This is a genomic window from Subsaxibacter sp. CAU 1640, from assembly GCF_023156585.1.
In the GTDB taxonomy this organism is placed as follows: Bacteria; Bacteroidota; Bacteroidia; order Flavobacteriales; family Flavobacteriaceae; genus JBPOFM01.
In genome coordinates this window covers 22,527-35,294 of the sequence record NZ_JALNMI010000004.1, presented here as the reverse complement: position 1 = coordinate 35,294, position 12,768 = coordinate 22,527, and the positions used below count along the sequence as shown (strand labels likewise).

Annotated in this window: 10 protein-coding genes; 8 read left to right on the top strand and 2 right to left on the bottom strand. The window is 37.0% G+C overall.

Annotation, left to right across the window (positions count from 1 at the left end; translation table 11 throughout):
* Positions 1-118 precede the first annotated feature (118 nt).
* Entirely contained in the window at positions 119-1,615 is a 1,497-nt protein-coding gene (locus tag M0G43_RS09995; protein ID WP_248025748.1) for a SulP family inorganic anion transporter, read from the top strand.
* 6 nt (positions 1,616-1,621) lie between these two features.
* On the opposite strand, the gene M0G43_RS09990 is transcribed toward M0G43_RS09995, so the two are convergent.
* On the bottom strand, positions 1,622-6,037 hold the full coding sequence (locus M0G43_RS09990) for a translocation/assembly module TamB (RefSeq protein ID WP_248025745.1): 4,416 nt from the start codon (positions 6,035-6,037) through the stop codon (positions 1,622-1,624).
* 105 nt (positions 6,038-6,142) lie between these two features.
* On the opposite strand from M0G43_RS09990, the gene tsaD reads away from it, so the two are divergent.
* From tsaD to M0G43_RS09955, 7 genes are all read left to right on the top strand, one after another.
* On the top strand, positions 6,143-7,165 hold the full coding sequence (tsaD, locus tag M0G43_RS09985) for a tRNA (adenosine(37)-N6)-threonylcarbamoyltransferase complex transferase subunit TsaD (protein WP_248025742.1): 1,023 nt from the start codon (positions 6,143-6,145) through the stop codon (positions 7,163-7,165).
* 238 nt (positions 7,166-7,403) lie between these two features.
* Complete coding sequence (locus M0G43_RS09980; RefSeq protein WP_248025739.1) at positions 7,404-8,045, top strand: peptidylprolyl isomerase; 642 nt, start codon at positions 7,404-7,406, stop codon at positions 8,043-8,045.
* Complete coding sequence (locus tag M0G43_RS09975; RefSeq protein WP_248025724.1) at positions 8,045-8,749, top strand: 16S rRNA (uracil(1498)-N(3))-methyltransferase; 705 nt, start codon at positions 8,045-8,047, stop codon at positions 8,747-8,749. The genes M0G43_RS09980 and M0G43_RS09975 overlap by 1 nt, the downstream gene beginning before the upstream one ends.
* A gap of 1 nt (position 8,750) precedes the next feature.
* Positions 8,751-9,392: a DUF4159 domain-containing protein gene (locus M0G43_RS09970; protein WP_411039864.1), complete on the top strand. Its 642-nt coding sequence runs from the start codon at positions 8,751-8,753 to the stop codon at positions 9,390-9,392.
* 5 nt (positions 9,393-9,397) lie between these two features.
* Positions 9,398-9,901, top strand: coding sequence for a TrmH family RNA methyltransferase (locus M0G43_RS09965; protein ID WP_248025721.1), 504 nt, complete (start codon positions 9,398-9,400; stop codon positions 9,899-9,901).
* Positions 9,902-9,948: 47 nt separating this feature from the next.
* Positions 9,949-11,037, top strand: coding sequence for an AI-2E family transporter (locus M0G43_RS09960; protein WP_248025717.1), 1,089 nt, complete (start codon positions 9,949-9,951; stop codon positions 11,035-11,037).
* An 8-nt stretch (positions 11,038-11,045) separates the two neighbouring features.
* A complete protein-coding gene (locus M0G43_RS09955) occupies positions 11,046-12,227 on the top strand; it encodes a THUMP-like domain-containing protein (protein WP_248025715.1) in 1,182 nt (393 codons plus the stop codon).
* On the opposite strand, the gene M0G43_RS09950 is transcribed toward M0G43_RS09955, so the two are convergent.
* Complete coding sequence (locus M0G43_RS09950; RefSeq protein WP_248025713.1) at positions 12,214-12,630, bottom strand: hypothetical protein; 417 nt, start codon at positions 12,628-12,630, stop codon at positions 12,214-12,216. The two genes, M0G43_RS09955 and M0G43_RS09950, sit on opposite strands and share 14 nt — an antisense overlap.
* Between the last annotated feature and the right edge of the window lie 138 nt (positions 12,631-12,768).

Here is a 12,768-nt window from a genome sequence, read left to right as displayed (position 1 = left end):
TAACCTTTATCCCTTCAGAATTCAGAATATAAAAGCAATTTATGCTGTTAAAACCCAATGCAATGCTTACTTTTGCGGCTTCAAAAAAATAAAGACATCTGTTGCTAAACCAAAACATATGAAACCTTATTTGCGTTTATTCGATTTTTCTCAAAAAGTAGATTATAAAACCGAGATTCTTTCTGGGCTTACGGTTGCTATTGCATTGGTACCCGAAGCGGTGGCTTTTGCCTTTATTGCTGGCTTGTCGCCGTTGGTAGGTTTGTATGCTGCCTTTGTGATGGGTTTGGTGACTTCGGTTTTTGGTGGACGTCCTGGTATGATTTCGGGTGCTACAGGTGCTGTGGCTGTGGTGATTGTGGCCCTTGCTAAAAGTCGCGGTGTGGAATATGTGTTTGCTACCGTAGTGTTGGCAGGAATTATACAGGTATTGGCAGGTGCTTTGAAACTTGGCAAACTGATGCGACTGGTACCACTGCCAGTGGTGTATGGTTTTGTGAATGGTCTTGCCATCATCATCTTTATGTCGCAATTGGACCAATTCAAGGATGCTTCGGGTAATTGGTTAACTGGTAATACGTTATTGATCTTGTTAGGACTGGTGTTGCTGACGATGTTGATTATTTGGGGACTTCCTAAACTTACAAAGGCTTTCCCAGCATCCTTGGCGGCGATTTTAATTGTATTTGGTGTGGTGACCTTGTTTGGCATTGATACCAAAACCGTCGGTGATATGGCCTCTATAGATGGTGGCTTCCCTCCTTTTAATATTCCTGATATTGCTTATAATCTTGATACATTCTTGTTGATTTTGCCTTATGCTGGTATTGTGGCTGGTGTAGGATTGATTGAAAGCTTGTTGACGTTGGAATTGATTGATGAAATTACCGAGACCCGAGGACGCACCAACAAAGAAGCTATGGCGCAAGGTGTGGCGAACATTACATCTGGTTTCTTTTCCGGTATGGGTGGCTGTGCGATGATAGGTCAAAGTCTTATCAACATTTCCAATGGTGCGCGTGCTCGATTGTCTGGCATTGTGGCATCTGTGGTGTTGTTACTGTTTATTATGTTTGGCTCATCATTGGTAGAACAATTGCCGATGGCTGCCTTGACTGGGCTGATGATTATGGTTTCTATCGGAACGTTTGAATGGGTGAGCTTTAAAATCATTAATAAATATCCGAAGTCAGACATCTTGGTAGGAATGGTGGTAGCGTTGATTACTGTGTTGTTGCATAATCTTGCTTTGGCGGTATTGGTAGGTGTGATTATTGCTGCGCTGGTATTTGCTTGGGATAGCGCCAAACGCATCAGGGCCAGAAAACATATTGATGATAAGGGCGTGAAACATTATGAAATCTACGGACCTTTGTTTTTTGGGTCGATTAAAATGTTCAATGATAAATTTGACGTTGCCGATGACCCTGAAGAAGTGATGATTGACTTTAAGGAAAGTCGTATTGTTGATATGTCGGCCATTGAAGCGGTAAACAAACTGACCGAACGTTATCATACCGCAGGCAAGAAGGTGTACATTACCAATCTATCGAGCAGCAGTCATAAACTATTGATTAAGGCAGATAAGATGATTAATGTAAATGTGGTGGAATAAGGAAGATCAATTGTCTTTCTTTTCGGAGCTCGGCTTTACGGTAATGTAATCTGGCGTCATACGCTCCTCCTCTTTTCTAGTGGCCTCTTGGTCAATTTTTTCTTGTTCCTTTTCCTTTTTGTTTTTACCAGAAAAGATAATTTGCAGCAACTCTTTAAAGGTGTCAAATTCTACATTATAAGACAATCCAAGGCCTTGTGCATAGCCTATTTCTTCACCAAAATTACGAATGTTATTTTCTCGGTTGAAGAATTTTGCAGACAGCGTGCCATCGTCATTTAACAACAATTCTATTTCGGCATCACCAGCAATTACGGTTTGATTAACACCACCCACAGGTACACCCACTTTACCGTTGAACAATACGCGGTCACTAATTTTAGTACTTAAGGTCAACCCTAATCTATCATCTGTTTGGTATTCTGGCGTGACCTCACCTGATTCAAAATTCACACCCACTTGTACCTTATCATTTTCATCAGAAAACAAACTGTTGAAAAGATTGTTTACCCTATCTTCTACCGTACCATACGCTTGCTGACCAAGACTTAATTCGCTGGCAAAAGAGCCTGTTGCCAATAAGAATACACCTTGATAATCTCGACTTTCTTTAGTTTCTAAACGATAATCTAACTCTGACTTTATGGTAGAACTGACATTAGGAAAACCGAATGTAAAATCTAAATCTGGTTGTTCGAGTTGACCAGAAAGATTCAATTCCACGTTCACAGGAATACTTCGATTTATAGGATTATCTAACAATACCGATGGGTTTGCATTGGTTTTATAAATGGCTCTCAAATTGACCTGCGCCTTCATTGGGTCGCCATTCCATTGAAGGTTTCCGCCTCGCTCCACTTCCAACTTTTTCTGTACCAAACCTCCATAGGCAAAATTGTAGGTTCCTCGATAAATAACGAAGTCGCCATACATATTAAATTTACCATTGGTATTGATTTCGATGAGTAAGTTTCCTTCACCACTACCTTGAATCGTGCTTCCTGATTTTCTGTCAATCACAATTTCGATATCGGCATTTTGGTTGACATCCAAATCAAAATCCAATTCAAGACCTTTCACTTCTGTTTCCGTGACCACTTCTCCTCTCAATTTCGCAGCCTTTTCTTCAGGGCTTAAGAAATGAATATAGGAATTGTCCCCAAAACTTTGCGTATCATTCAACGGTATTTTAAAGACTGTGCCTTCTGCTGTGCTACCATCTACACTAATGACTAATTGTTCAGTAGGTCCGTCGATACTTGCCTGTCCCCTCACGAAAGCCGTACCATAATACAAGGCATCTTCAGAATCTTCGGTATTGAGCACGAGCAAACGATTGGTATCAATGTCTAACCCAAGTCGCCAATCAGAGAAATTATTATGGCTCATATAACCGTTGAGCGTTGCCCTTGAGAAGTACTCTGTATCAGTCATCACCACATCTTGAAAGATGAATTTTTGTTCTTCGAGAAGCACCTCTGAATCGAAATCAAAACCGTAATCGACATTCAGTTCAGCAATGGTCAAACCAGCGTTATTGAGAACCAAATTACCATTGATGTCAGGTTTGTCAAGGCTACCGGTCACTCGAGCCGTACCCGACGCCAAACCTCGAATATTGGTAATGACACCAGCCCCAAAAGCATTGAGTGGCGCCAATTGAAATTCATCAAAATCGATATCTACATTCAATCGGGACACTTGTGGACTGACGTCGATATATCCTTTTGCAATTAATGATTTGAGATTGTCGTTCTGCAAGAGTAAATCAACTTCATAATTGGTCAAAGATTCATTACCGATGATGTCTGCCTGCAAGTTGCCCAATTCGTAATTATTAAATTTTAAGCGGTCGATGGTCACATTAGAACTTGGGAGGTATGTACCATTTTGTTGCAGTACTTGCAACTCTCCATTAACATTACCTGCAAACTGGATGCTATCGAGACGTGGTGTTATTTTATTAAGGTCTACATCCTTAAAGTTAAGTTTGATGTCTTTATACGTAGAATCCCGAATTTCTCCCGCCAATTCAATTTCCTCATCGTCGTGGCTCATAATGATTTCGGCAATATTGAATTGCTTAAACTGCCTATCAAAGGTAATTTTGTTCAATCGGTCTCTGTTTTCATTGATGACCCAATCATTTTCCTTAAATCTTACGCCTGACCTTTTGAAACCGACCACCGATTTATTGTCTTTGTCAATGGTGTAAAACAAGCTTAAATCAAAATTATCCTTATTGAACTTACCACCTTGAAACTCTGATTTGATGAACAAGGTATCACGTTGTGTAACGTTGATGAGATTGAATTTTGAGACATTGTAGAAATTAGTGTTCACCGAATCTATCTCAACAAAAGTGTTGAACAATGGGTTTGAATTGTCAATTTTCAGATCGACATTGTTTGCAAAATACTCATTCAACTTAATCTGTGGTGACTTGAATGCCAGCTTAAAACCACGTTCGTTACTTTCAATCCTACCTTTAATGGATGTGTTCGGTCCAAGTTCCAAATCGTGCACAAATACCTCAATAATTTTGTTGTAAATAGTGAAATCAAAATCCAGATATTGTTCATCTTTGATTGTGTGAGGTCTATAATTGGTATAAATACTCCCTACAGAATTTTCTACCAATTTACTAATGTCTTCAAACTTAAAAATACCGCTTACTTTTCCTTTGATGATATCTGTAGAATTGATATCAATGGTGCGAACCTGATCGTTAAACTTTGAAGTAATGTCAAAATCCTCAAAAAAGTACTCTTCATTTTGATTGATGTAAGTGGTGTTTCTAAAGTTGAGCGTACCATAAGCATCATTGATATTGGTACCTTTCATAGACATAATGACTTTGCCTTTGAACACAGAAATGCTATCTTTTTTTACAAAGTTGAGCGCATTTAAGTTGGCATATTCGACGTTGGCCGTAAAGTCCATCGTTTTGATATTTTTTGACAAATCGGCCAAACCATCAAATTGAAACTTAAAGTTTTCATCTTCAGAAATCAATTCACCATTAAAAATGTTATTTCCTATTTGCCCACTGACATCTACGTCCATATAAGTGTAACCATTGTAATTCAAGGAATATACTTTTCCAACGACGTCTGTTTTTAGATTATCAATTGTGAAACCTTTGCCATCTACATCCAAATCAAAGGATGTTTCCTTTACCTTCGGGTCGTTCAGGAGTTTGCCGATGTCAAATTGGTCAAAAACTACCTTCCCTTTATAACTAGCGTTATCAATGTTTTCAATTTCCGATAGCAACATATTGGTGTCTATGTGACCAATGTCTGTGCGGATGTCGAGATTGGAATCGATGTAACTTGGTGTGATCTTCGTCGTTCCTGTGATGTAGAAATTGCCCACTTTAGAAAACACCGAAGGAATGGATTCACCTAGAAGATTTGGCAGAAGGGCTCTTAAATCATAGTAATTTGAGGATAGATTATCAAACCTGCCATCTAATTCGAAATTATTTTCCTTGGTGTTGAAGAGATTTTTAAAGTTAATGTCACCAAAAATTCGTGTTCTGGAATTGGTGGTCAATCTTAAATTTTCTGCATCCAAATCATTCAAAGTACCCGAAAGATTGACGTTCAATGTTGCTTTTTGGTCGATTCCGAATTCGTTATAAAACGTGTTCAGTTCGTCTAAAAGCACTTCTGAATCCTTGAAGTTTGCCTTTACCTGAACTTTATTGGTGAAATCCTGCATATCGCCCGGACCATAAGTAAACCTGACATCCCCTTTTAAAATGGAATGTGTGGTGTTGATACTTAAATCATCAAAATACAGATGCTCTGGTGTGTATTCAAAATCGGCGACCATATTTTTGATAACCAAACCGCGCGTGTCATAAAACGCAAAAGTGTTGATCCTTGCGCTGATGTCGCTATCGTGAATGACGAAGTTGGTGGCGTTGAGATACAATTTTTTGAACTCTAGCATCTTCGGATTTTCTTTGTTTTCGTTGATCATCCGAAGCGTTCCGTCATAAATCGAGATATCACTCGAAGACAACAGGAACGTTTTTACTTCTTCTTGAGGATTGTCTTCTTCAAACTTTTGAATAAAAACATCCAAATTGGTTTGAGGCTCATCTTTATACGTTTTGATGTTGAACGTTAAGCCATTGATATTGATATCGCCAAACGTGAGTTTGCCGTTATAAATGTTTCTGAAACTTAAAATTGACGTGTTGAGTTCGTTGATATTGATGAGTGTATCCTTTCTATAATCCTCAATATAAACACTTTTCAACTCAACATCACCGTTAAACTTTAACCCGATTCTTTCAATATTGATATTTGTTCCGAAGTCGCTGTTGATGCGCTGTGTGGCCTTTTTTCCAAGATAAGTTTGAACAGCGGGAATAGATACCACCAACATCAAAATGATGAAAAGCAGCAAAAAGATTGCTGCTAATTTTGATAGTATTTTGAAGAATTTTTTGATACGTTTTTAAAGTTATAACTTTGCACCAAAATTAACAATTATTGTGCCTAAATTTCACTAATGTCGCCACTAAATGTTTATATATTAGGGATTGAATCCTCTTGCGATGACACAGCAGCTTCTGTGATGCTCAACGGAAAAATATTGAGCAATATTGTCGCCAACCAATCGATTCACGAAGCTTATGGAGGTGTGGTGCCAGAATTGGCCTCTCGGGCACATCAACAAAACATCGTTCCGGTTGTGCACGAAGCGTTGAAAAGGGCCAATGTGGACAAATCGCAATTGAGCGCCATCGCGTTCACCAGAGGACCAGGATTGATGGGTTCATTATTGGTAGGTACATCCTTTGCAAAATCCTTGGCCTACGGATTAGACATTCCTTTGATAGATGTCAATCATATGTCGGCACATATTTTGGCACATTTTATTGATGAAGAAGGCTTCAACAAACCACCTTTTCCTTTTTTGGCAATGACCATTTCTGGTGGCCACACACAGATAGTTAAAGTCAACAATTATTTTGATATGAAAGTGATAGGTGAAACCATTGATGATGCTGTAGGTGAAGCCTTTGATAAAAGTGGAAAGTTGCTTGGTTTAGGCTATCCTGCTGGACCAGAAATAGACAAAAGAGCCAAACTGGGCAACCCGAAAGCTTTCAAATTTACAAAGCCAAAAGTGGATGGTCTCAACTTCAGTTTTTCAGGTTTGAAAACAGCCATTTTATATTTCATTCAAAAAGAAACAGAAAATAATCCGAAGTTTATCGAAGAACACCTGAACGACATTTGTGCCTCTATTCAGTATACAATTATTGGAATTTTGATAGACAAACTTAAACTGGCAAGCAAACAAACTTGCATTAAGCATATTGCCATAGGTGGTGGTGTTTCGGCAAATTCGGGTATTCGTCAAGCCTTGAAAGATGGTGAGAAGAAGTTTGGATGGACCACTTATGTGCCTAAATTTGAATTTACTACAGATAATGCTGCGATGATTGCGATTGTTGGGTATTTGAAATATTTGGAAGGCGATTTTTCGAAGAATGATGTTGTGGCTTCCTCTCGATTGAAGATTTAATGATGGCTTTTTAACTTGAAGGATAGATGACCGATGACGGATGACAGTTCACTGGACTTTATTTTGGAATTTGGTTCTTAATTCTTGAATCCTAAATCCTGAACTTTGAATCTTGAACCCTGCACCTTGAATTGAAAATTAAGGTTATAAACAATCGATTCTTAAAAACTTACGGACAAATCTGTTCGAGGTAAAGCCTTTCATTTTAAATTTGAATCAAAATCTAAAAAAACCAACTATGTTTAGACACCTACTCTACACCGCTTTCCTAGTGTTTACTGTTTCTGCAACTGCTCAAAAAAAGGGTATCCAATCGCAATTGGATTCCATACAAAATGAAACACAAGCCACTAAATTTATTGAAACAAACAAGTCCAATAAAGGGAAATTGTACGTTTTCAACAAAGAAAAACACAAAACCCAACTTGCTAAAGACCTCTTTAAAATGGGAAAAGGTAGCAGTAAAGTCATTGCTTCTGATATTCAAAAAACGCATTATAAAATCATCGATAAATACGAAATCCCTTATTACAGATACAGTTACGTTTACTTCGATGGCTCCAAAAAAAGCAAGGAAGAAATCAAGGATTTACAGAACAGAATAATTTCCAAATACCAACAAGGATTTCGGTTTGGAGACTTGGCAAAAATGTATTCTATGGATGCCAATGCCAATAGAGGTGGCGATTTGGGCTGGATTACAACAGGAAATGAGTCTTCAGAGTTGGAAGCCATACTTGCCAATGACAATCATAATGTTGAAGAGATTTTTGCTTTTGATTTGCCAGAGAAAAATTCGTTTTACGTTGCTGTTAAAACACATCCGACCAAATTGATAGAGGAAATCAAGGTGCTTGAAGTGACTGAAACCCTGAATTAATGCAACTTTTCTTTAATCCTGATATTGATGAGCACACGCCGCAATTGACGTTTTCCAATGAAGAAAGCAAGCATATTGTGAAGGTGTTGCGAAAGTCGGTTGGTGATGAATTAGACATTACCAACGGGAAAGGGTGGCTATTTAAGGCACAAATAACACTTGCCGACATCAGGAATTGCATTGCGACCATTAGTTCTAAAACTTTTCAGGATAGGCGAAATTATCGATTGCATTTGGCTGTTGCTCCAACCAAAATGAACGATCGATACGAATGGTTTTTGGAAAAAGCCACTGAAATAGGCATTGATACCATTACTCCTATCATTTGTGACCATAGCGAACGAAAAGTCATCAAGCCAGACCGTTTTGAGAAGATTATACAGTCTGCAATGAAGCAATCCAATCAGCTTTATCTACCAACATTGAATGATGCCGTTTCGTTTAAGGATTTCATCAAACAGGATTTTGAGGGAGCACTTTTCATTGGGCATTGTGAAGAAACCCAGCGAAAATCCTTAAAAAACGAGTTAAAAGCGACTCAAGACATTACGATTTTGATTGGTCCGGAAGGAGATTTTAGTGTTAAAGAAATTGAAATTGCCTTAAAACATAAGTTTATTCCAGTAACTTTGGGAGAAACCAGATTACGCACTGAAACTGCTGCCATTGTGGCCTGCCATAGTGTTGCATTTGTGAATGAATAAAATGAGAATAGTAATTGCCATAGCTTTTTTGATTGTTTCGATGAACTTATCGGCGCAGCAGATCGCGGTTTTAAAGTACAAAGGTGGTGGCGATTGGTATAGCAATCCTACTTCGTTGCCCAATTTGATAACGTATTGCAACGCCAATATCAATACCAAAATCAATTCAAAACCAGAAGTGGTCGAAGCTGGTAGCATTGATATCTTTCAATATCCAATGCTTCATATGACAGGTCACGGAAATGTGTTTTTCAGTGATGAAGATGCTGAAAATTTGAGGAATTACTTGATTTCAGGAGGTTTTCTGCATATTGATGATAACTATGGATTGCAGCCTTACATCACCAAAGAACTCAAAAAAGTATTTCCGGACAAAGAACTTATTGAGCTTCCAAAGACGCACGAGATTTTCAGCGCTGTTTATAAATTTCCTGAAGGTTTACCGAAAATTCACGAGCACGATAATAAGCGTCCGCAAGCCTTTGGTCTTTTTCACGAAGGACGATTATTGGTATTGTTTACCTATGAAAGCGATCTTGGCAATGGTTGGGAAGATGCCGAAGTGCACAACGACCCTATCGAGTTGCGAGAAAAAGCATTAAAAATGGGTGCTAATATCGTAAAGTACGTTTTTGAACATTGATACCAATGCAAAAAGACCATTACAGCACTTCATTTTCATCAAAACAATTCCCAATAATTCTTGTTTGCGACAACATCACCAAGGCTCCAAACATCGGTAGTTTATTTCGAACGGCAGATGCTTTCGGTGTCGAGAAATTAATTTTTTGTGGACAATACATTCCAATAGGAAGACGAATGACCAAGACTTCAAGGTCCACAGAAAAATTCGTGAACTATGAAACTCACGACGATATCGTGCCATTAGTTACCAAATTGAAATCTGAAGGCTATAAAATTGTATCTTTAGAAATCACCACAGACAGCAAACCAATTCACGCTTATAATTTTCATCAAGCACCTTTGGCGTTGATCATTGGTGACGAAAATCATGGTATTTCTGCAGATGTTTTGATACAAAGTGATGATATACTTCACATTGATATGTTTGGATACAATAGCAGTATGAATGTGGTGCAAGCTGCAACTATAGCTTTATATGAAATCACCAAACAATTGAACAACGAATAGTTGCAATTGGGTTATTTTCGAACTGTAAATTACACTATATTTACGAAATGAATTCAAGAACGATTGCAAAAGGAAACTTGAAAACCCTGGCTGTTGTGGCAGGTGTTGCGCTTCTACTTTTTATTCTTTACAAGATAAAATCGTTAGTTCTTTTTATATTTATCGCTGGTGTTATTTCTTTGATCTGCAGGCCTTTGGTAACTTTTTTAAAGGTTAAGTTAAAATTTGGAAATACATTGGCTTCATTTACAACATTGATCTTTATTGGAGTATTTTTCTTCATGATTTTCCGCATATTCCTGCCAATCGTGTTGGAACAAAGCAAGAACATTTCGGAGATTAATTTTGATGTGGTCAAAACAGATTTGAATGAATTAAACATTCAGGCCAGTGAATATTTGGGAGTGGATAAAATTAATATTGTTGAAACATTAAAAAGAACTGAATTTGCCAAAAATTTTAATTCTGAGTTCGTCTCAAGTGTTATTCAGGTTTTCTTTCAAAATGTTGGAGATATTGTGGCCGGACTGTTTTCGGTACTTTTTATATCTTTCTTTTTACTCAAAGATGATAGGTTAATTACTACTGCCGTTACATCATTTGCCGATAGAGGTAATGAACGTCGGTCAGTTGTAGTCTTTACGAAAATAAAGTTATTGCTGTCGCGCTACTTTCTAGGACTTATGTTGCAAACAATGATAGCAGTTGTTCTTTACCTTTTTCTTTTACTATACTTGGACGTGAAAAATGCATTAGCTATTGCAATTATTTGTGCTTTTCTCAACATCGTTCCTTATTTAGGTCCACTCATAGGAGCTGCTCTTATCATGCTTGTGGTTGTTTCCAATAACCTTGGTGCAGACTTTTCAAGTGAATTATTGCCCCTTTTAGTAAAAGTTTTGATTGGTGTCGCTATTGTTCAATTAATTGATAATTTGCTTTCTCAACCTATCATATTCGGAAGAAGTGTACGCTCTCATCCTTTAGAGATTTTCATTGCTATTGTCATAGGAGGACTACTGTTCAACATTGGAGGAATGATACTTGCTGTTCCTGTTTATACGACTCTAAAGGTCATTTCAAAAGAGTTTTTATCCGAATACAAAATTGTTAAACACTTGACTAAAGATCTTTAAGTTTTAGTTTGAATAAATCTATATTAAATAATGAAATACAGGTCTTTATAAATAATAATTTAAACTCTGATATTTCAACACTTGCTTTCAAAGGTACTTCTTTTCAGAATGTTGATACCAAAGAATTGATAGAACAGATTGAATCTAAAAAAAAATCTGAAAAGAAGCTTCCAACATGGTTTCAAAGTGAAAACGTATATTATCCCAACAAATTAAATATTGAACAGACATCTTCGGAGGTCACTGCTCAATACAAGGCTTCAATTATAGATGGAAAATCCATAATTGATATTACTGGAGGTTTTGGAATCGATAGTTTTTATTTTTCAAAAAAATTTGACGCTGTATATCATTGTGAAATAAATGAAGAATTATCCGAAATTGTCAAACACAATTATCAAGAACTAGGAATTACCAATGTTTTTACACATGCAGTTGACGGAATAGAATATCTTAAAAAATCTGATGACTTTTATGATTGGATTTACATAGATCCATCGAGAAGGCATGAAAATAAAGGCAAAGTATTCTTCTTGAATGACTGTTTGCCTGATGTTCCTTCTGAACTTGATTCCTTATTTGAGTTTTCTAATAATATCTTAATAAAAACGTCTCCTTTACTTGATATATCTGCAGGAATCATAGAACTTAAGTTTGTTAAGTACGTTCATGTCGTGGCTGTTGACAATGAAGTGAAAGAGCTACTTTGGATTCTTGAAAAAGAATTCATTGGCAATATTACTGTTCATACTGCAAATATTAAAACCTCGGAAACTCAACAATTTCAATTCAATTTTGAAGATGAATTGCAATTAGCAATTAACTACCATGAGCCTCTATCCTACCTATACGAACCTAACGCATCTATTCTAAAGGCTGGAGGCTTTAAGTCGCTAGCTTCACAATTAGGAATTCATAAACTTCATAAACATTCGCATCTCTATACGAGCAATGAATTTATGTCTTTTCCAGGAAGAAGCTTTATCATAGTCACCTTAATCCCTTACAACAAAAAAGAAATCAAAAGCATGGCGATTAAAAAAGCTAATATTACCACACGTAACTTTCCTGAAAGCGTTCAAAAAATCAGGAACACCACTAAAATTAAGGATGGAGGTGATACCTATTTGTTTTTCACAACTAACTTAAAAAATGAAAAGATTGTAATTGTATGTACTAAAGTTGAATAGGAACGTCAGTATCTAGTTGATTGTTCTCATTGATAGTCACATCATATGCCATGCAAAGTCCCATATCAATTCTTACAGGTTTGGATGATTCTGATGTACTAATGGAAAATGTGGTTATTCCAACAGGGAACGTTCTCCAATCAGACGTTTCACCAGGATTTAATCCATAAACATAGTTGACCAGTGCACCATTGCCGTCAAAAATTTCAAAATTCACGACGTTATCGCTGTCGTTGGTTACCCTTGCTTTTGGATCTTCACCACTACATGGTGTATCGTCAAGTGTTTGCTCATTTGCAATTTCTGCAAGTTGTAGTTCTTGTTCAACTGGTTCTACAGAACAGTTGTAAAGTGGAGTCATAACCATTGCAAAAGCAACAGCTTTAAGTAGGTTGGTTTTCATTCGATTTGGGGTTAAATGAAATTATTATGGAGCAAATATATGTCAAAATCAATTATTGACAACTAAAAAATTCGATAAAATGTAAAATAATTTCGATAAAATACATAATCATCGATGAAATACACTACATTTTGTTTG

Bases quoted from the DNA above. Each gene is read 5' to 3' on its own strand.
- M0G43_RS09995 (WP_248025748.1), top strand. From the start codon at position 119: ATGAAACCTTATTTGCGTTTATTCGATTTTTCTCAAAAAGTAGATTAT.
- M0G43_RS09975 (WP_248025724.1), top strand. From the start codon at position 8,045: ATGCAACTTTTCTTTAATCCTGATATTGATGAGCACACGCCGCAATTG.
- M0G43_RS09980 (WP_248025739.1), top strand. From the start codon at position 7,404: ATGTTTAGACACCTACTCTACACCGCTTTCCTAGTGTTTACTGTTTCT.
- M0G43_RS09950 (WP_248025713.1), bottom strand. From the start codon at position 12,630: ATGAAAACCAACCTACTTAAAGCTGTTGCTTTTGCAATGGTTATGACT.
- M0G43_RS09960 (WP_248025717.1), top strand. From the start codon at position 9,949: ATGAATTCAAGAACGATTGCAAAAGGAAACTTGAAAACCCTGGCTGTT.
- tsaD (WP_248025742.1), top strand. From the start codon at position 6,143: ATGTCGCCACTAAATGTTTATATATTAGGGATTGAATCCTCTTGCGAT.
- M0G43_RS09965 (WP_248025721.1), top strand. From the start codon at position 9,398: ATGCAAAAAGACCATTACAGCACTTCATTTTCATCAAAACAATTCCCA.
- M0G43_RS09970 (WP_411039864.1), top strand. From the start codon at position 8,751: ATGAGAATAGTAATTGCCATAGCTTTTTTGATTGTTTCGATGAACTTA.